Here is a 19,413-nt window from a genome sequence, read left to right as displayed (position 1 = left end):
TGTGTAAATAGAACTGCATCCCCCCTCTTGAAGATACACCTGCATTGCTGGATTATGTCCCGAATCGATCCGAGATTGCACCCCGGTCAATCTTGTCCGGGCCGCTGGTCGGCATCGCCTCGACGAACGCGATTTCGCAGGGGTGTTTGTACCGGGCTAGGCGGTCATCGAGGAACGCCCGGAGGTCGTCGAGCGTGAGCGGTCTGTCGCCGGCTCCCTCCGTCGTGACATCGGGCGCAGGTTCGATGATAGCCTTCCCGACATGTCCCCACCTGTCATCTGGGACTGGAATCACGACGACGTCAGCGACCGAAGGATGGGCGGCGATAGCGTCCTCGACCTCCGCGGGATAGACGTTCTCGCCGCCGCTGACGAACATATGTTTGGTGCGGCCCTCGATGTAGTAGTAGCCGTCCGCGTCGACACGGGCGAGGTCGCCAGTCGACACCCAGTTGTCGCTGAACGTCTCAGCCGTGGCCTCGGGGTTGTCGAGATAGCCCGTCGCAGCGTGGGGTGAGCGCAACTGGAGTTCGCCGACGGTGTCGGGGTCGACGGTCTTTCGTTGGCCGGTGGCGCTGTCCCCGTCGGCCGCGTCCGCTGGTTCGACGACTCTGGCGTCGACGTGCATCGCCGGCTTGCCGACCGAATCGGCCTTCTCGCGGGGCCATCCCTCCGGCATCGCGAAGTTGTTCGGGCCGCATTCGGTGAGGCCGTACCCCTGCGAGAGGTCGACGCCGCGGTCCCACCACGTCTCCATCACGCTCTTGCGACAGGGGCCGCCGCCGGACTTGGCGAAGCGGAGCGTCGAGAGGTCCGTGCTGTCCCAGCGGTCGTGCTGGGTCATCATCCGAAGCACTGCGGGGACGGCGACGAGAACGGTCCCGCCCTCGGCATCGATGGTCTCCAGTACGTCGCCGGGGTCGAACTCGCGGGCGATGACGACCGTCCCGCCCATATGCCACAGCGGGACGGTGAGGACGTTCCAGCCGCCGGTGTGGAACAGCGGAAACACCATCGGCGTCACGTCGTCGGCCCGCAGCCCCCAAGCCGTAATCGTGTTCAGGGAGTTCCAGACGATACCGCGGTGGGTGATTTCCGTCTCTTTGGGCGTCCCCGTCGACCCGCCGGTGTGCAGGAGGAGGTGCGTGTCGCCGGGAGCCGGAGTCGCTGTCTCGACGGACGAGCCGTCCTCGGGGAGGGCCGAAGCGTAGGGCGTGCTATCGAGTTCGGCGACCGAGGACGCGCCGTCTGCCGCGGTTTCGAGATGGATGAGTTGGGGCGCAGTCGCGTCGGCTGTCTCCAGGGCGGTCGAGACAGCGTCGGCGAAGGGGGCCTCGACGACGAGTATCTCCGGGTTCACGCGGTCGAGAAGCGCGGCGAGTTCGGGGGGCGCGAGTCGGTGGGACAGCGGAGCCAGCCGGCTCCCGGTCTTGCCGGTGGCGAAGAACAGGTCGACGACGGCGGGCCGGTTCCGCGAGACGACGGCGACGCTCCCGGCTGTGTCAGTTCTGGCGGTATCACTGTCCGTGCCGACGCCGTACTGCCGGAGCAAGCGAGCGGTCCGGTTCGCGCGGCGGTCCAGTTCGGCATAGGTGAACCGCTCACCGGTCGTCGCGTCCACCAGTCCCTCGCGGGTCGGCGTGAGCGCGGCCCGGCGCTCGCTCCACGCACCGACCCACTCTTGTGGGGTGCCGGGACCGAACTCAGACATCGTCGATGAACTCCCGTATCTGTGTGTTGACGCGCTCGTACTCCTCGATGAAAAACAGATGCGGGCCGCCGTGGACGGTGATGAAGTCGGGGCTGGGCAAGCGCCGGGCCAGCAGTTTCCCGTTCTCGTAGGGTACTACCTCGTCGGCGGTCCCGTGGATGATCAGGCACGGCTCCGTAAGTTCCCCGAGGCGGTCCGACGCGTCGAACGCCTGCACTGCCGCCCCTTGCCATTCGAGGGCCCGGTCGCTGGCGTCGCTGTCGATGCGCCAGTCGATGATGCGCTCGATGAGGTCCTCGTGGGCCGCCATGAATCGCTTCGAGAGCGCCGGCTGCATCTTGTATCGCCGGAGTTCACGCTCGTCGAGGTCGTCGGGCACGTCGAACATCCGCTGCTGTGTCCCCTCGGGGACCGGTCTGGCTTCGGGGCCGCCCGGCGACGTACACATGAGCGTCAGCGACTGTGCCCGGTCGTACTCCAGCGCGTACTGCTGGGCGACCATTCCGCCCATGCTGGCCCCGACGACGTGGGCCTGCTCGACGCCGGCATCATCGAGAACGGCCTCTAAATCGCCGGCCATCTGGCTCATCGTGTACGGCCCCTCGGGCTCGTCCGAGTTACCGGTGCCGCGGTTGTCCCACACGATGGTCTCGTACTCGTCGACGAGCGCCTCCTGTTGCCACAGCCACATCCAGCGGCCGTAGCCGATGCCTTCGACGAAGACAACGGTCTCGGCGTCCGACGGTCCATCACGCTCGTAGGCGATGTCGACGCCGTCGTTGGTCGCGTAGTGCATACTAGCTGTTTCTGGTTGGATATCCTTCAAGTGGTCCGGTTCCGTACTCATTGCTCTCCTGATTCCGTCTGCAGGTGGTCACACGGCAGGTCGTCCAGTTGTCGATACATCTCTGTTGAGGAGCCACGCGGTGCGCGGCCACCCCATGCCCAAGTCATCGTTCTGTCGGGCGGTTCGACGGTCGTTGTCACTGTGTTCGTCATTCCGACTCACCCCAGAGCCTCTCCGGCAGTGCCTCGGCGAACGTCCCGCCGACGCGCGCCCGGAGCGTCCCCAGCAGTCCGTCGGGGACGTAGAGGACGAACAGCACGAACACGAGACCGACGTACAGGCTCGCGTGCCCGTTCAACAGCAGGTCGATGAGCCCGCCGATGGTCGTGTCTCCGACCAGCGTGGCGTCCAGCGTTTTCTGGCCCAGCAACGCGCGAAGGTACGGCAACAGGCCGCCCCCCTGTCCGGCCTTCGAGAGGAATTCTCGCACTGTCTCGTCGAACAGATGGCCGTACAGTGAGCCGGCGAGCGTGCCGAACCCACCGATAATGCTCGCCAGCAGAGCGTCGCCGGTCACCAGAAAGTAAAAGGCGTTCTCCGGACTGGCCGAACGCTTGAATCCGGCGAACAGGCCGCCGGCGACGGCCGCGAAGAAGCCGCTGATGGCGAAGGCACCGAGCTTGTAGAGGTAGGTGTTGTAGCCGATAGCGATGGCGCGCTCTTCGTTCTCCCGAATGGCAATCAGCACTCTGCCAAACGGAGAGTGGATGACGCGCTGCATGGCGAAATAGCAGGCGAGAACGACGAGGCCGATCATGTAGTAGGACACCTCCGTCCCGGACAGTACCGACCCAAGGAGGGCCACTTCATCGCCGGTCAGCACGCCGATTGACAGCGACAACTGGTCGATACCGGGGACGCCGATCTGGAACCCTTCGGCGTGGCTCGGCCCGACCGCAGGGCCGTCGCGGGGGTTGGTCGCCACGTAATCCCAGCCGCGGACGAACACGTACAGCACCTGCGCGAAGCCGAGCGTGATCATCGCGAAATAGACGCCCGACAGCCGGAACGACACCAGTCCGACCAGTATCGCCAGTACGACAGCGACGAGGCCGCCGACCACGAGCGACAGCATGAACGGCGTGCCGGGCCCCAGCAGCGGCAGCTTTCCGTTGGCGATGAGGATGACCGTGTACGCGCCGGTGCCGTAGAACACCGCGTGGCCGAACGAGAGGTAGCCGGTGTAGCCGCTGATGAAGTCAAACGAGATGGCAAAGAGCCCGAAGTACAGCACACCGACCATCGTCTCCACTGTCGGTAGGAGCATCTGTGTCTCGGCACTGACCGGCGAGTTCAACAGCGTGTGATACACCGACGGGTACAGCGCCAGCAGGGCGATGACGAGGATGTGGGCGGTGTGGTCCCGGAGGTACTCTCGGGGCCATTCCGTCTCGACGGTCGTGGCGGCCTGTGGCTCGGACGCCGTCTCGGCGTCGGCGTCGGCCTCGGTCTCGGTGCTAATGGCCCCCCACCTCCTCGACGCCGAACAGCCCCTGCGGGCGGACGATGAGCGTCACCACGAGCACGAGAAACAGGACCAGTTCCGGCAGGCCCGTGAACTGAATGGCGTTCTGGAACCACCAAGTCGTCACCGCGTCGGCCATGCCGACGACTAGGGCGGCGACGACGGTGCCACGGAACGTCCCGAGGCCGCCGACGATGACGACGATGAACGCCGGCAGCAGTGTCTCGGCCGCCAGCGGGACGCTCGCGCCCCATGTCGGGTCCCACATCAGCAACGTTCCGGCCGCTCCCGCGAGGCCGATACCCAGCGCGAACACGACGGTGAACACCTGCCGAACGTCGATGCCGAGCGCCGACGCCATCTCCGCGTCCTCGCTCCCTGCGCGGATGTACAGCCCGTACCGGGTCTTCGTGAGAAACGTCCAGATGCCGACGACGGTGACGACGCCCAGCAGTATCTGGAACAGCGACATCCAGCCGGCGCTGACCGGGCCGAGCATCACCGACTCCCGCAGGAACTGCGGTTTGGTCGCCAGCGCGGCCTGCCAGTCAGACAGCGGCTGAAGGTCGTAGATACCCAGTACGATGCGGACGAGTTCTTCGATGACCAGCGTCAGCCCGAACGTCAACAGAATCTGGTATATCGGCGGCCGGTCGTACAGCGGCCGGATGATGGTCGTCTCGATGGCGCCGCCAAGCACCGTCAACAGCGCGAACACGACGACGATGGCGACGAAGAAAAGGCCGAGACGGGCCAGGGGCGCTGTCCCGCCCGTTACCGTGACGACCATCAGGAGGCCGCCCAGGTACGCCCCGACCATCGTCAGCGACCCGTGAGCGAAATTCAACACGCCCATCAGCCCGAAAATCAACGTCAAGCCGCTTGCTATCATCACGTACAGCGCCGACTTGGCGAGCCCGTTGACGATGACCCCGCCGAGTTCCCCGAGCGTCAGGAACTCCGCGAGCGCTTCCAGGATCATGCCGAAAGATACCTCCGGAACCGCTCGTCGTCGGCCGTCACCGCTGCCGTTTCGCCGTCGTCGACGACGCGGCCCTTATCGAGGATGTAGAACCGGTCGGCGAGGTCCAGCGCCAGCGGGAGGTTCTGCTCGACCAACAGCATCGTCACGTCTTCGCTGGCTTTTGACAGCGCCTCGGCCACGTCGGCGACGATCTGGGGAGCCAGTCCCTCGCTCGGTTCGTCGACCAGCAGGAGGTCGTTGTCGCCGACCAGCCCGCGGGCGATGGCGAGCATCTGCTGTTGGCCGCCCGACAGCGTGCCGGCGTCCTGTCCCCGTCGCTCTTCGAGAATGGGGAAGGACTCAAAAGCCAGTCCGAGCCCGTCGCTCACCTCGTCGGGGTCCGGAATCGCCGCCCGGAGGTTTTCTTCGACCGTGAGCTGGCCGAATATCCGGCGGTCTTCCGGAATCCAGCCCAGCCCCCGCGACGCGACATCGTGTGTCTCCAGGCCGACCAGTGACTCGTCGCGGAACGTAATCGTCCCCTCGCGGGGTGGCGTCAGCTGGAGAATCGTCCGGAGTGTGGTCGTCTTGCCGACGCCGTTGCGGCCGGCCAGCGCGACCACTTCCCCCTCCTCAACCGAGAGGTCGACGCCTTCGAGGATGTGGCTATCGCCGTAGTACGTGTGGACACCGGCGAGTTCAAGCAGGCTCACGCTGTTCCCCCCTCAGAGTCCGGTTCGGACCCGGTTGCTGTCGTCTCATCGTCCAGACTGCCCGGTTCGTAGCCGCCGAGATACGCCGACTGCACGTCGGGGTTGGCCCGGACCTCCGCCGGTGGGCCGTCGGCGATAACAGCGCCCTGATGCAGGACGACCACGCGGTCGGAGACGCCCATCACGATGTCCATGTTGTGTTCGACCAACAGGACGGGGTAGTCCTCTGCGACCGCCTCGATGAGGTCCCGGATTTCGTCGACGCTTTCCGAGGAGACGCCGGCGTTTGGCTCGTCGAGCAGGAGGGCTGCGGGGTCGCCCGCCAGCGCGATGGCGACTTCCAGTTTCCGCTTCGCCCCGTGGCTGAGTGTGCTTGCGAGGTCGTCGGCCCGGTGGGAGAGCCCGACCCGGGCCAGAATCTCGTGTGCGCGCTCGGTGAACTCCTCGTAGTGGTCGACGTTGCGCCAGAACGTCGTGGCGTCGTCGCTGTGGGCCTGCTCCGCGACCCGGACGTTCTCCAGTACTGTGCTGTCGGGGAAGACGTTCGTCACTTGGTACGAGCGGTGGATTCCCTTGCTGGCCGTCTCGTGTGGCGAGGCGTCGGTGATATCCTCCCAAGTCCTGTTCCGCCGGAGTTCGACCGTGCCTTCGGTGGGCGAGAGGGCTCCGGTCAGCAGATTGAAGAACGTCGTCTTGCCGGCCCCGTTCGGGCCGATGAGCGAGCAGAGTTCGGCGTCGAGTTCGAAGTCGACGCTGTCGACGGCTTTGAGCCCGCCGAACTGCTTGGTCAGTCCCTGTGTTCTGAGCATGCCTACAGTGAACAGCCCATCTGGTCGCTGTCCTGTGGGATGGTCGTCTCGTCGGCGCTGATGCGGGCCAGCGGCTCGCCGGGCATGATGGCCGCCCCCCAGTTGGCGGCCCACTCGTCGGTCGTCGGAATCGGGTTCGCGACGGTCATCGCCGACCGCGCCTGGTTGTTGTACTCTTGGAAGGTGTAGCCGTTCTCGCCTTTCGGCGTGTCGGTGACGGTCATCCCCTTCAGGGCGTCGGCGATGTCCGCGCCCTCGGTCGACCCGCTCTCCTGAACCGCTTGGTGAATCGCCGACGCACCTGTGAACGTCCCCGCTGTAAAGAGGTCCGGGACGACGCCGTACGCGCTGGTGTAGCTCTCGACGAAGGCGTCGTTGATCGGGTTGTCGTACTGGTTCCAGTGGTAGCGGGTCGTGAACGGGCCGAGCCGGGAATCCCTGATTTTGTCCTCGGTCAGTGGTTCACCGAGGACACTCTGCATTGTCCCGCCGACGACGCTGTTCGTGATGCGGGTCGCGAACCCGCCGAACACGCGGTAGGAGTAGTCGCCCGAGAGGAAGGCGTTGAACATTGCGGGGAGTGTCGCGACAGTGAACCCGCCGACGACGCCTTCGGCTCCGGCCTCCTCGGCGTTGTCCAGCAGCCCCTCCCACTCGGCATAGCCCTGCTCGACGAAGCGCTCGCCGACGATGTCGACGCCCTCGGCCTCCAGCACGTCCCGGTAGTTGTTGACGACAGCGCGGCCGAAGCTGTAGTCCGCGCCGAACAGGTAGACGCTGGAGACGTCCGTCTCTCTGGCGACGTACTTCCCGCCCGAGCGGGCGTCCATCGCGGTATTCTCGCTCGCCCGGTAGACGAGGTCGCTACAGGTTTCGGAGTTGGACGTGATATCAGCCGACGCTGCCGGGCCGAGCATGATGGGGACCTGCGCCTGATTGACGACCGTCGTGACGACCCGGCTGGCGACCGCCGAGGACGCACAGCCGGCGAGCAGGTCCACGTCCTCGTTCTCGACGAGGTTCGTCGCCGCTGTCTGGGCCGTATCCGCCGAGAACTCCGTGTCCCGGACGAGCAGCCGGTACTCCGTGTCGCCAGCGGTGATCGTTATCTCACCGGTGCCAGCGTCGGTCGGCGGGTCTGTATCGCCCTTGTACGCCAGCCCGGAGAGAAAGCCCCACAGCGACTGGTCGCCGTAGTACTTCAGGTCGCCGGCGCGGGGCTGCAGGACGCCGATGCTGACAGTCTGTGTCGAGCCACCGCCGCCCGATTCGCCGTTCGTACCGCTGTCCGTCGTACCGCCGTCCGAACCGTCCTGTTCAGTCATGGATGAGTCGTCACTGACACAGCCGCTGAGCCCGACAACGCCGGCACCGAGCGCGCCGAGAACGCGCCGCCGTGTAGCCGTGTTCTGCATAACAAATTACTGTAGACTTGCCGGCCACATAGTGTACTGAGTTAACATGTTAACGCGAGAGGATATCTCGTGCGCTAAGGCAACCGAGCTGACGGCTACGGCTAGAATCAATCGTCGATGTCGTCCAGCGCGTCAACGACGCGCTCGATCATCTTCCGCTCGCCGCGCCGGAGGTTCTTCGAGACGGCGGGCTTTGACACGCCGAAGTCCTCGGCCAGTGACCCCAGCGTCGCGTCCCGTGGCGACTCGAAGTACCCCTCGGAGACGGCGGTTTCCAGCGTCTCGCGTTCGGTGTCCGAGAGGTCACGACAGCCGTCGACGAGCGTCATCGCCGCGCCGGCGTTCTGCACGAGGTCCTGTAGCTGCGGGAGCGTCGTCGACGTGCGCTCGATCACGTCGTACTCGTTGGCGCGGTCGAGTTCCGAGAGCGTCGTGTCGGCGTCCCGGCCGCGGTCGAAGCCGACGTGCCAAGTCTCGCTGCCTGCCTCGATGTGGAACGGCCCGGTGATGTACCCGCCGTTGTCCCTAATGGTCTGCATCGCTGCCGTCTCCTCGATGGTCGTTCGGATGTGAGCGGCGTTGTCCTCGCGGCGCAACAGCGCGCAATCGTTCATGTTCCCGTGGGCCTGCAGGCTCTCAAGCCCCGTATCGAGTACCCCTGCGTCCTCGGCTTCGACAACCATCCGCGTCTCAAGCTCTCTCGCACGCTGGTCGAAGTCCCAGTGTACCGCTGCAAAGGCGACATCGTGGTCTGCCGTCGTGTCGATGAAGGGGCAGTCGTACTGCTCCATGTCCAGTGCGATATCTATCATTGGCAGTCCACTGTCTCAGATGACGTTCGTGTGACATGGTAAAGAACCCCACGATTAATGACGCGTAATACTCGCAACCGGATTCTTCACGAACGTCTATCCCTGATACACCGTTTCAATAGTGTTTTAGGGCTCGGTTCTGGAAGAAGTGGTATGACTTTGCACGCCAGAGAGATAAACCAAGACGTACGGGAGCTGGGTGCGCTTCTAGGCGAAGTGCTGGAGGCACAAACCTCAACCGAGGCGTTCGAAACAGTAGAAACTATCCGGAACTCGTGTATCGACTACCGACGCGGAGACACCGAGACACGGGACGAGGTCCACCGGGCACTGAACCGACTGAACCCGGAGACGCAGGATATTGTCGCACGAGCGTTTACCACGTATTTCGAACTCATCAATCTCGCCGAGGAACGCGAACGGGTCCGAGAAATCCGAGAGGGGAGTCAGGAGGGTGTTCTGGCCGACAGCGTCGAAGAGGCCGTCCGGGATCTGGCCGAGCGTGGCGCAGACCCCGCGGAGTTCGAGCAGGTACTCGAAGACGTGCTCATCCAGCCGACGTTCACGGCCCATCCCACCGAAGCCCGCCGGAAAACCGTGAAGGCGAAGCTCCGGTCGGTTGCCCGTGACATCGAGCGACTCGACGAGCGACGGCTCACTGACCGCGAACAGAAGCGCATCGAGCGCGACCTCGACGCCGAAGTGACGAGCCTCTGGCAGACCCCGCAGGTCCGGGACCGCCGTCCAGAGGTCACCGACGAGGCGCTGAACGTCCAGTGGTACCTTGAGAACGTCCTGTTCGATGTCATCGACGAGGTGTACGACGAACTCGAAGCGACTCTCGACGACATCTACGACGAGGACATCGATATCGATACCCTCTACGAATTCCGCTCGTGGGCCGGCTCCGACCGCGACGGCAACCCGTTCGTCACGACCGAGGTGACTGAGGAAACGCTTGAGCGCCAGCGCGAAACCGTGCTGCCGCTGTACCGAAACAAGCTCAAGGAACTCTCCGGCGTGTTGAGTCAGGACGCCTCGAACATCGCAACCGACGCGCTGTTCAACGAACGACTCGACCGTCACAAGTCCAGACTCCCCGGCATCGCCACGGAGGCCGAGGAACGGTATCCGGACGAACCGTACCGCCAGAAGCTCCGGCTGATGCGCGAATCCGTCATTCGAGTTAGTGACGTCCGACAGGGCGGCTACGAGAACGAGGAGGAACTGTTGACCGACCTCCGTGTCATCGCCGACAGTCTCCGAGAAAACGACGCCGAGGTAATCGCCGAGGCCCACGTCGATCCGCTGATCCGCAAGGTCGAGACCTTCGGCTTCAACCTCGCCAGCCTCGACCTGCGCGACCACCGGAAGATGCACACCGACGCCATCGCCGAGGCCGTCGACCGGCAGGGTATCGACTACGCGTCGATGGACGAAGACGAGCGCGTCGAGTTCCTGACCGAAGCGATCCTGCAGGACAACACTGTCATCGACATGGAAGACACCGAGGGCCTTTCGGAGGACGCCATCCGCGTCCTCGACCGCTTCCGTGCGGCCGCCGACTGGCAAAACGAGTTCGGCATCGACGCCATCGATACATACGCTATTTCGTGGTGTGAGGAGCCCAGCCACGCGCTCGAAGTGCTGTTCCTCGCTGACCAAGTCGATATCGTCGACCTGCCCGGCTACTGTGGATTCGACGTGGTGCCGCTGCTGGAATCGGAGTACGCACTCTCCGGGGCTCGCCGCATCATGGGCACGCTGTTCGAGAACGAAGCCTACTCTCAGGCACTCGAGGCCCGAGACAACATTCAGGAGATCATGCTGGGGTACTCCGACTCGAACAAGGAGAACGGCTTCCTCGCCGCCAACTGGTCGCTGTACAACAACCAGAAGCGACTGGCAGACATCACCGACGACTACGACGTGGAGATGCGCCTGTTCCACGGCCGCGGTGGCTCCATCTCCCGCGGTGGCGGTCCGATGAACGACGCGATGCTGGCCCTGCCAAACGAGACGGTAACCGGCCAGATCAAGTTCACCGAGCAGGGCGAGGCCATCGCCGAGAAGTACGCCAACCACGACATCGCCGAGCGCAACCTCGAACAGATGCTCAACGCCCAGATTCGGGCGCGCAAAAACGCTATCGAGGAGCCCGTCGAGGAGATCCCCGAGGAGTGGGAGGAAGCCATGGAGACGGCGGCCGACGCCGCCCGGAACGAGTACCAAGACCTGCTTGAGACCGACGGCTTCGTCGAGTTCTTCGAGCAGGCGACGCCGATAACCGTCATCGAGAACCTCAACATGGGCTCGCGACCGGCCTCCCGAAGCGAGGACCGAAGCGTCGAAGACCTCCGGGCCATCCCGTGGGTGTTCTCTTGGACGCAGGCCCGCTGTATCATCCCCGGCTGGTACTCCATCTCGACGGGGCTGGACGCCTATCTCGAGAACGGCGGCGACATGGAAACGCTGCAGGAGATGTACGAGAACTGGCCGTTCTTCCGGACGAAACTCGACAACGCGTCGCTGGCGCTCGCCCGTACCGACCTCGGAATCGCCGAGGAGTACGCCGACCTTGCCGACCCCGACCTCCGCGAGCGCATCTACCCGCGGATCGTCGAGGAGTACGAAGAGACCGTCGAGAAGGTCCTCGAAATCACCGGGCAGGACGGCCTCCTCTCGCGTGAGTGGCTGCAGGAGAACCTTGAGCGCCGGAACCCGTACGTCGATCCGCTGAACCTGTTGCAGGTCCGCTTGCTCAAGCAGTCCCACCGGACGGAAACCGAGCGCCGGACGCTGCGACTGACCGTTCAAGGTATCGCAGCCGGGATGAAAAACACCGGATAAGACGTCACACAACCGAATTACTACGAAAGTAGTACCCATCGAAGGATTTAGGCGTCTTCCCTCGGAGTAGCCGGTATGGCACTCGAAACAGTTCTTCTCGCAGTTGGACCGAACGACGCCGACCGAATCGACGAACTCGCAGATGCCGTGCTCGATATCGCGAGTCCGGCCGGCGCGACGGTCATCGTTGCACACGTATTCACCGACGACCAGTACGACGGCGTCGTCGACAGGCTCGAATTCGAATCGACCGGCGAAGCCGACCCCGACGAAGTCGCGGACCGCCACACAACCGTCCGGGAACTCGTCTCGCGGTTCAACGACGCCGGGCTGACGACACAGGTCCGCGGTGCCGTGGGCAACCACGGCGAGCAGATCGTCAGCCTCGCTGAAGTGACGGGCTCGGACCTCGTCGTCGTCGGCGGCCGCAAGCGCTCGCCGACCGGAAAGGCCGTCTTCGGCTCCACTGCTCAGGAAGTCATGCTGAACGCGGCGTGTCCGGTCACCTTCGTCCGCGGCGCAGAGTAGGCGGCGAAACGCGGATTTTACTTACTCTACCAGCGCGGCTTCGAGGAGTTCGAGCGGATGCCGGATCTCGTAGCCGCTCCCGTGTTCCATCTGCATCGCGCAGGTCGGGCACTCGGTCATGCCGGTCTCGCCCTCGGCGTGTTCCATGTGCTCGAACATCTCCTCGCCGATTTCCATCGACTTCTCGTATTTCTCTTCTTTCCAGCCGTAAGTCCCTGAGATCCCGGAACAGGAGTCGCCCACGTCTTCGACTTCAGCGCCGTCGAGGTCGCGGAACAGCTCGACGGCCTGACGGTCAAGCCCCTGATTGCGCGAGTGGCACGGGGCATGGTATGCGAACTCCTCCGCGAGCTCGCCGTCCACGTCGGCCGCCTGCACTTCGCCTTTGAGGTCCTCGTGGATGCGGAGGTACTCGACGGCCTCGAAGGTGTTTTCGGCGACCTTGTCGATGCCATCGATGTCGAATAGCTCGGGGTACTCCTGCCGGAGCGCCATCGAGCACGAGGTACAGGAGGCGATTGCGTGGTACCCCTCGTCGACGAGTTCGGACATCGACGAGACGTTCGTCTCGGCGTGGCGGCGGGCGTCGTCGAGCATGCCGTTGGCGAACATCGGCGTCCCCGAACACTTCTGCTCGGGCGCGACGACCTCGTAGCCGAACTCCTCGTACACCCGGACCATCGCCTTGCCGACCTCCGGCGTGTTGTAGTTGGAGTAACAGCCATGGAAGTACGCCACCTTCTTGTCGGCGTCTTCGGGGAGTCCGCGGCGCTTGCGGGCTTCGCGGGCGTTTTCGCGTGACTGGACCTGACCGCCTCGGTCGGCCCACCAGTCGCGGAAGGTCTGCCGGGCGAAGGCCGGGAAATCACGCTCGCTGGTGACGCCGAGCGTCTTCTCCATCACCCAGCGGGCCGGCCCGAAGTTCATCGCGAAGTTCGCGAGTCGCGGGACCTTGCTGGCGAAGAACGCGGAGGTGCGGTAGTTCGCGAGGATGCGGTTACGGATGTACTCGACGGAGAGCTTGTCCATCTGCTCGCTGACGTACTCCCCGCGGGCGGTGTTGTGCATCTGGCTGAGGGGGACGCCCGAGGGACAGGCGTTGTCACAGCGCATGCAGTTCGAGCAGTCCATCACCGAATCGTCGATCTCGTGGTCGTCGTCGGACTGCTTGAGCCGCCACTGTTCGGGGCCCTGAAACTTCGGACCGGGGAAGTCGTCGTCGACCTCCGCGACGGGGCAGTTCGTGTCGCAGGTCGAGCATTTGTAACAGGAGTCCGCGCCGGGGCGGAGGTCGAAGTCGTCGCTGTCGGGGAAGACGTCGACTGGTTCGAACTCCTCGCCTGTATTCGGTGCTACCGGGTCAAAATCTGTCTCTGGTGGGGTTTCAGCGTCACTCATCGTGCCTCCTCTGCGGCGCGCTGGCCCGCCGCGTAGCCTGTTGCAATCGAGACGCCGCTGCCGGATTTCTCGGCGGCGAAGTCGTAGCCGCCCAGCACCGAGCCGGCGGCCCGAAGGTTCTCGAACTCGTGGTTGTCGCTCGCATCGAGTGGTCGCAGGTCGTCGTCGGTCGCCACGCCGTAGCGGGCGAACTCGTGGTCGCCGAACAACTCGCCCTCGAACCAGTCGTAGCGGTCCGTTGCGTGGGGGACATGGCAGTCGAAGACGGGCTCGTACACCCCATCGCGGTCGGACTCGACGCCCTTGCCGACGAAGCCGCCGGTCGCGAGAACGTACTCGTCGGCGCTGTTGGGTATCTTCGCGCCGTTCTTCTCGATGTACACCTGTTCGATACGGTCCTCGCCATCGAAGTCGACTACCGGGTTGCCGGTCTCGATGCTGGCCCCGGCCTCGTCCAGCGCCGCGAACAGGGCGTCTTCCAGCCGGAGACCGGGCAGCGACGGTGGCCCCATCGGCACCTCGAACACGTCGACGCCGAGGTGCTCACCCAGCGCGTCGCGGATCGCGCCGGGGTTGTCGTCGCCCAGAATCGCGGGGAAGCCGACCCGCTGTTCGTCCTCCAACAGCGGATTCACACGCTGGGCGAGGGCCTCGCGGGCCGGAACCATGCGCCCGCGGACCGCCACCTCGCTGTTGGTATCGAGCAGTTTGGCGTAGCGCGTGACCTTCGCGTCCGCACGCAGGTCGCCCGGGAACCGAATTGTCTCGCCGCGCACGTCGAACGGGACCCCCGTCGCGTCGAGATGGGCGGCGATGTGGGGCGCGTCGAAGTCGACCATCTCCTCGATGCCGACGAGCAGCGTGTCACGGGTGTCGCTGGCGAGGCCGGCGCTGGCCCCGGCCGGATAGCGGGCGGTCGGCTTGATGCTCCCGCCGTGGGTCGGCAGCAGCGCGTTCGTGTCCGTGTGCTCTCCCTCGTAGGTCGGGACCGCGTCGTCGAACAGCGACAGCGCGTCCCGGACCGTCCCGACGCCGACTTTCCGGTACGGGTGGGAGTCGGGCAGGGACGGGATGGCCTCGTATGGGTCAGTTAGCGGGCCGTCGCCATCGGGCGTGTAGCCCAGTACGTCGACGAGCCCCGACGCCTGCCTGAGCGTGCTCTGTTTGTAGGAGACCAACCGCACGTCGGCCCCCTCGCGAGCAGCAGCCAGCGCGCTGGTCAGCCCACCGAGACCGCCGCCGATGACGAGCACCTCCGACTCAATAGCCATCTGTCCCTCCGTCGGCAGCGACATCAGCACTGTCGACACTACTGCCTGCCTGCCCGCGGCCCGAGTCGAACGCCGAGAAGTCGAGCGGGTCGCCGTCGGCAGGGTCCTGATCGCGGTTCTGCGTAGTAGCGTGCAGCGCGTAGTTCAGCGCGGCCTGTGAGAGCTGTTCGCCCCAGAGAGCGTGGCGTTGGCCCTTCCAGCGCTCCTGTAGCAGTTCGTCCCAAGCCTCGCGGACGACCGGTTCGTCGTACTCCGAGTGGAGTTCACTCGCCATCCGATGCGAGCAGAAGCCGCCCTGACAGTTGCCCATCGACGCACGGGTGCGGATGCGGACGGCATTGAGGTCAGAGCCGGACCCCTTGATTGCGTCCTGAATCTCGGCGCGGGTGACGCCCTCGCACTCGCAGACCGTTGGATTGGGACCGTCGGTTGTGAGCACGTCGTCGGCTCGGGAGCCCAGCCGCTCGACGCTCCGGCGGCCGATGGGCGAGCGAAGCCCGAACTCGTCCATGTAGTCCCGCAGCACCGAGAAGTCCTCGCTGCCGGGGAGCGGCTCGTCAGCCGTCCGGCAGTCGGCGTCGATGCCGAACTTCTCGCAGACGTGGTCGGATATCTGCTCGCCCATCATCCGGTAGGTGGTGAACTTCCCACCGACGATGCTGGTCATGCCGGGCAGGTCGTCGCGCTCGTCGTGGTCGAGCAAGAAGAAGTCCCGCGTGATGTCCGTCGGGTCGTCGCTGCCCACATCCGGCGGTTCATACAGCGGACGGACGCCCCAGAACGAGCGGATGGTCCGTGCCTCGTCAAGCATCGGAATCAGTTCCGAGAGGGTGTCGATCATCATATCGACTTCCCACTGCTCCTCTGGGTAGTCCTCGGGGTCCTCGACCTCCTCGTCTGTCGTGCCCAGAATCGCGGTCGTCTCGTGGGGCACGACGATGTCGGCGTCGCCTTTCGGCCGACAGCGGTTGATGACGGTGTCGACCTGCCGGATGTTCATGATGGTCATGACGCCCTTGGAGGGGCGGACCTCGATGTCCAGCCCGGCCATGTCGCCGATGCGACCGGCCCAAGCCCCAGTCGCGTTCACAACGTAATCGGCGCGGATTTCCTCGGTCCCGCCCTCGGTCCCGTGGACGCGTTTCCCGGGGCCGGAGTCGTGCTCGACCTCGAGCCCGACGACTTCACCGCTCTCGACGAGGAGGTCGGTCACTTTGCTGTGTGTCTCGATGCGTGCGCCGTGTTCCTGTGCGCTCGCGGCGTTCGCGACGACCAGCCGGAACGGGTCGATAGCCCCGTCAGGAACGCTGATTGCCTTGTCGATGTCCTTCGCAAGGTGCGGCTCCATTGCGCGGGCTTCTTCCCCCGAGACGACTTCGGCGGGGATACCGCACTCCTCACAGCCGCTGAGCTTCTTCTGGAAGTACTCTTCAGAGTCCTCCGGTCGCTTGACGAACAGACCACCGGTCATCTCGACACAGTGGCTTGCGATATCCCGAAGCACACGGTTCTCCTCGATACACTCGGTCGCGCTGGCCTGATCCGAAACGGCGTATCGCCCGCCGCTGTGGAGCAGCCCGTGCATCCGACCGGTGGTCCCGTGGGTCAGATTCCCCTGTTCTACGAGGGTCACGTCGAGCCCGCGCATCGCGAGGTCCCGCGCGATGCCCGCCCCAGTCGAGCCGCCACCGATGACGGCGATGTGTGGTGTCGGTCCCATCTATCTTTCCGTGGGTTTGGAGCGCATACACTTCACTTTACCGTTGCTGGTGTTTGGGTAGTAAATTTTCTATGTAATCATGAGGAATAGCGTCACCCTACACTGGTGATTGTGGACTATTGGCACACACTTCTCAGTAGGTTCTGAGAGGCATTGTTAGAAGTATAAACACATTTTCGAATAATGACTTAATTATTTCAATTTATATGGGGTGAGGACTGCCATCTTGGCACTGAATCTCTGCCCAAACAGTAGTTATCACTCATACCGTTTCGACAGTAACTATTATATATTTTGATAGTGGACTATTCCCGAGAGCGTGTTGGCCGTTCGGCCAACGGGAGCGACAATGAGTAAATGGAACCCACTTGATTCAGAAGACGGCCCGCCTGACGAGGAACGTACCGACGGCGGCGTCACAGAGGGGCGGGATGGAAACGAGTCGGAAGATGAATCGCCGTCGGCAGAATCCCTCCAGAAAGAACCAGAGACGGAAAGCGGCCCTGAACGGGCGGAACTGAAAGCACAATGTGAGCAACTGGCGGCGGAACTCGAACAGGAGCGGGCGGAGCGTCGCGCGCTCGAAACCGCTGTCGACCGTCTCACCGCTGTGGCCAGGGAAAACGCTGATGGTGATCTCACGGCGAAGCCGGGACAGCCACCGGCTGAGGCGGCGGAACCGCTGTACGACGCATACGACGAACTGCTTCGTGAGTGGACAGACACCGTCGACCGGATGGCGTCGTTCAGCGAACAGGTGACCGCCGCAACGGAACAGGTCGACACCCGTCTCGGGTCGGTCAAGTCCGCCAGCCGGGATGTGAGCGGTGCTGTCGGGGAGATTTCGACCGGGTCGGACGAGCAACGCGATGAGATACAGTCAATCTCCGACGAGATGCGGAACCTCTCGGCGACGATAGAGGAGATAGCGAGCGCCGCAAACGAGGTCGCAGACACCTCCAGCGAAGCCAGCGTTCGAGGCGAATCCGCACTGGAGTCGGCGTCCTCGGCGATGACGACGCTCGACCGACTGACCGACAACGCTGAAGCGACCGTCGACAAGGTCGAACAACTGAACGACCTGCTGTCGGACATCGAAGAGATTGTCGGCTTCATCACGGATGTCGCGGACCAGACCAATATGCTGGCGCTGAACGCCAACATCGAAGCGGCCCGTGCGGGAGAATCCGGCGACGGGTTCGCCGTCGTGGCCGAAGAAGTCAAATCGCTCGCAACCGAGACGAAAGAGGCGACTGACGAGATTGCGGCCTCCATTCAGGAGGTCCACGAACAGGCCGACGCGACGGTTTCGGAGATGTACGACACCCGAGAGAGTGTCGAAGACACCCGGTCGTCAGTCGCCAGCGCACTCGATGAGCTGGATTCCGTCGTCTCGATGGTCGAGGAGGTCGATACGAGCGTCCAAGAAATCGATGACGCGACAGATACGCAGGCTGATTCCACACAGGAAGTCGTGTCGATGGTCGACGATGTCGAGGATATCAGCGCTCGGACAGCCGAAGAAGCAGCTGTCGCTGCCGACGCCGCAGCGGACCAGACGACGGAGCTCGCGGAGGTTTCGACGCGGGTTTCGACACTCACTGAACGGGCCGAATCGCTGGAAGCATCGCTTGATTCCTTCGAGCTGGCGACTGGGTCGGTGGCGGCGAACACAGACGGAACCGTCGTCGAGTTCTGGCACGCGATGGGCGGTGAGAAAGCGTTACTGCTTGAAGAGCTGGTTCGTGAGTTCGAATCACAGACGGAGGGGATCAGTCTCGCACTGCGGTCGAAAGGGAGCTACCGCGGAACTCTCGATGCGACGCTGAATGCCGCCGAAAACGGCGATCCACCGGCAATCGCACAGATATTCGAGATCGGCACTACGCGTGCGCGCGACAGTGGATACTTTACGCCCGTTGAGGAACTCCTCCCGACAGCCCATATCGACTCGCTGCTCGACCCGGTGACGAACTACTATCGTTTCGACGGAACCCTCCACTCGCTGCCGTTCAACGCGTCGAACCCGGTGATGGCGTACAACCGCGATGCGTTCAGACGTGCTGGACTCGATCCCGATTCGCCGCCGGAAACCCTCGCTGACGTTCGGAGCGCGGCTGAACAGCTCGTCGACGAGAGTGGCGTAGATGCCGGTATCACGTTTGCGAACTACTCGTGGTTCGTCGAGCAGTGGTTCGCCGAGGCTGACCAGCTTCTTGTGGACCAGCGCAACGGTCGCGCCGGGTCGCCGACGGAGAGCTATCTCGACGGGGAGTTCGCCCACGACTTGTTCGAGTGGTGGCAGGGCCTCGAAGCGGACGGACTGTACCACGATCCCGGCATCGAAGCCAGAGGTGCCGCCCGAACTCACTTCGCCGAGGGGAACGCCGCGATGCTGATCGGCTCGACATCGTCCCTGAACAGCATCGAAAGCAACGCTGACTTCGATGTTGGAACCGGCCGATTCCCCGTACTTGACGACCGGACTGGCGTGCTCGTCGGCGGCGCATCTCTCTGGGTCGGCGAGGCAGTTTCCGGGGCCGTACATGACGCTGTCGGCGAATTCCTGACGTGGCTCACTGAACCGGCCCAGCAGCGCCGGTGGCATCAGGAAACCGGGTACTTCCCGGTTCACGCTGACGCGATTCCACAGCTCCGGTCGGCAGACTGGTTCGAGCAGAACCCTCACTACCGAACAGCGTTTGACCAGCTCATAGACACACGTGACACAACGGCGACACGAGGCGCACAGATCGGCCCGTTCGATACGGTTCGAACGATCATCGAAGACGCCGTCGATAGTATGGAGGGGCCCGATTCAGTCCCGGGCGTGCTCGACCGACTCGACACACAGGTCACAAAACAGCTTGAGCGGTACGATTCTGACCGGTAACGCCGCCGCACCCTTTC

At 64.0% G+C, this 19,413-nt stretch carries 15 protein-coding genes; 3 read left to right on the top strand and 12 right to left on the bottom strand.

Annotated elements, in window-relative coordinates:
• Positions 1–52: 52 nt before the first annotated feature.
• From Har1129_RS02520 to Har1129_RS02485, 9 genes are all read right to left on the bottom strand, one after another.
• A complete protein-coding gene (locus Har1129_RS02520; protein ID WP_151099225.1) occupies positions 53–1,711 on the bottom strand; it encodes an AMP-binding protein in 1,659 nt (552 codons plus the stop codon).
• Positions 1,704–2,558 (bottom strand): alpha/beta fold hydrolase, encoded by an 855-nt coding sequence (locus tag Har1129_RS02515; RefSeq protein ID WP_151099224.1) that lies wholly within the window; start codon positions 2,556–2,558, stop codon positions 1,704–1,706. The genes Har1129_RS02520 and Har1129_RS02515 overlap by 8 nt, the downstream gene beginning before the upstream one ends.
• Positions 2,555–2,710 (bottom strand): hypothetical protein, encoded by a 156-nt coding sequence (locus tag Har1129_RS20385; RefSeq protein WP_191906143.1) that lies wholly within the window; start codon positions 2,708–2,710, stop codon positions 2,555–2,557. Before Har1129_RS20385 ends, Har1129_RS02515 begins: the two co-directional genes overlap by 4 nt.
• Positions 2,707–3,870: a branched-chain amino acid ABC transporter permease gene (locus tag Har1129_RS02510; RefSeq protein WP_151099223.1), complete on the bottom strand. Its 1,164-nt coding sequence runs from the start codon at positions 3,868–3,870 to the stop codon at positions 2,707–2,709. Before Har1129_RS02510 ends, Har1129_RS20385 begins: the two co-directional genes overlap by 4 nt.
• A 145-nt stretch (positions 3,871–4,015) precedes the next feature.
• On the bottom strand, positions 4,016–5,005 hold the full coding sequence (locus Har1129_RS02505; protein ID WP_151099222.1) for a branched-chain amino acid ABC transporter permease: 990 nt from the start codon (positions 5,003–5,005) through the stop codon (positions 4,016–4,018).
• Positions 5,002–5,700, bottom strand: coding sequence for an ABC transporter ATP-binding protein (locus Har1129_RS02500; protein ID WP_151099221.1), 699 nt, complete (start codon positions 5,698–5,700; stop codon positions 5,002–5,004). Before Har1129_RS02500 ends, Har1129_RS02505 begins: the two co-directional genes overlap by 4 nt.
• Entirely contained in the window at positions 5,697–6,509 is an 813-nt protein-coding gene (locus Har1129_RS02495; RefSeq protein ID WP_151099220.1) for an ABC transporter ATP-binding protein, read from the bottom strand. The genes Har1129_RS02500 and Har1129_RS02495 overlap by 4 nt, the downstream gene beginning before the upstream one ends.
• A 2-nt stretch (positions 6,510–6,511) precedes the next feature.
• Entirely contained in the window at positions 6,512–7,924 is a 1,413-nt protein-coding gene (locus Har1129_RS02490; protein WP_151099219.1) for an ABC transporter substrate-binding protein, read from the bottom strand.
• A gap of 107 nt (positions 7,925–8,031) precedes the next feature.
• On the bottom strand, positions 8,032–8,736 hold the full coding sequence (locus Har1129_RS02485; RefSeq protein WP_151099218.1) for a helix-turn-helix domain-containing protein: 705 nt from the start codon (positions 8,734–8,736) through the stop codon (positions 8,032–8,034).
• A gap of 153 nt (positions 8,737–8,889) precedes the next feature.
• On the opposite strand from Har1129_RS02485, the gene ppc reads away from it, so the two are divergent.
• On the top strand, positions 8,890–11,586 hold the full coding sequence (gene ppc / locus Har1129_RS02480; protein ID WP_151099217.1) for a phosphoenolpyruvate carboxylase: 2,697 nt from the start codon (positions 8,890–8,892) through the stop codon (positions 11,584–11,586).
• Between the two features lie 75 nt (positions 11,587–11,661).
• Positions 11,662–12,114: a universal stress protein gene (locus Har1129_RS02475; RefSeq protein WP_151099216.1), complete on the top strand. Its 453-nt coding sequence runs from the start codon at positions 11,662–11,664 to the stop codon at positions 12,112–12,114.
• A 21-nt stretch (positions 12,115–12,135) separates the two neighbouring features.
• Here Har1129_RS02475 and Har1129_RS02470 read toward each other — a convergent pair whose 3' ends face one another.
• From Har1129_RS02470 to glpA, 3 genes are read right to left on the bottom strand one after another with little or no spacing between them, the layout of a single operon-like run.
• Positions 12,136–13,512, bottom strand: a complete 1,377-nt coding sequence (locus tag Har1129_RS02470) for an anaerobic glycerol-3-phosphate dehydrogenase subunit C (protein WP_151099215.1) — start codon at positions 13,510–13,512, stop codon at positions 12,136–12,138.
• A complete protein-coding gene (gene glpB, locus Har1129_RS02465; protein WP_151099214.1) occupies positions 13,509–14,783 on the bottom strand; it encodes a glycerol-3-phosphate dehydrogenase subunit GlpB in 1,275 nt (424 codons plus the stop codon). Before glpB ends, Har1129_RS02470 begins: the two co-directional genes overlap by 4 nt.
• Positions 14,773–16,503: an anaerobic glycerol-3-phosphate dehydrogenase subunit GlpA gene (gene glpA / locus Har1129_RS02460; protein WP_151099213.1), complete on the bottom strand. Its 1,731-nt coding sequence runs from the start codon at positions 16,501–16,503 to the stop codon at positions 14,773–14,775. Before glpA ends, glpB begins: the two co-directional genes overlap by 11 nt.
• Before the next feature lie 349 nt (positions 16,504–16,852).
• Here glpA and Har1129_RS02455 point away from each other — a divergent pair, with 349 nt between their 5' ends.
• On the top strand, positions 16,853–19,396 hold the full coding sequence (locus tag Har1129_RS02455) for an extracellular solute-binding protein (RefSeq protein WP_151099212.1): 2,544 nt from the start codon (positions 16,853–16,855) through the stop codon (positions 19,394–19,396).
• Positions 19,397–19,413: the final 17 nt, after the last annotated feature.

Source organism: Haloarcula sp. CBA1129 (assembly GCF_008729015.1).
Lineage (GTDB): Archaea > Halobacteriota > Halobacteria > Halobacteriales > Haloarculaceae > Haloarcula.
Note: the sequence above shows the minus strand (reverse complement) of the source record. Positions and strands in the feature narration are given on the sequence as shown.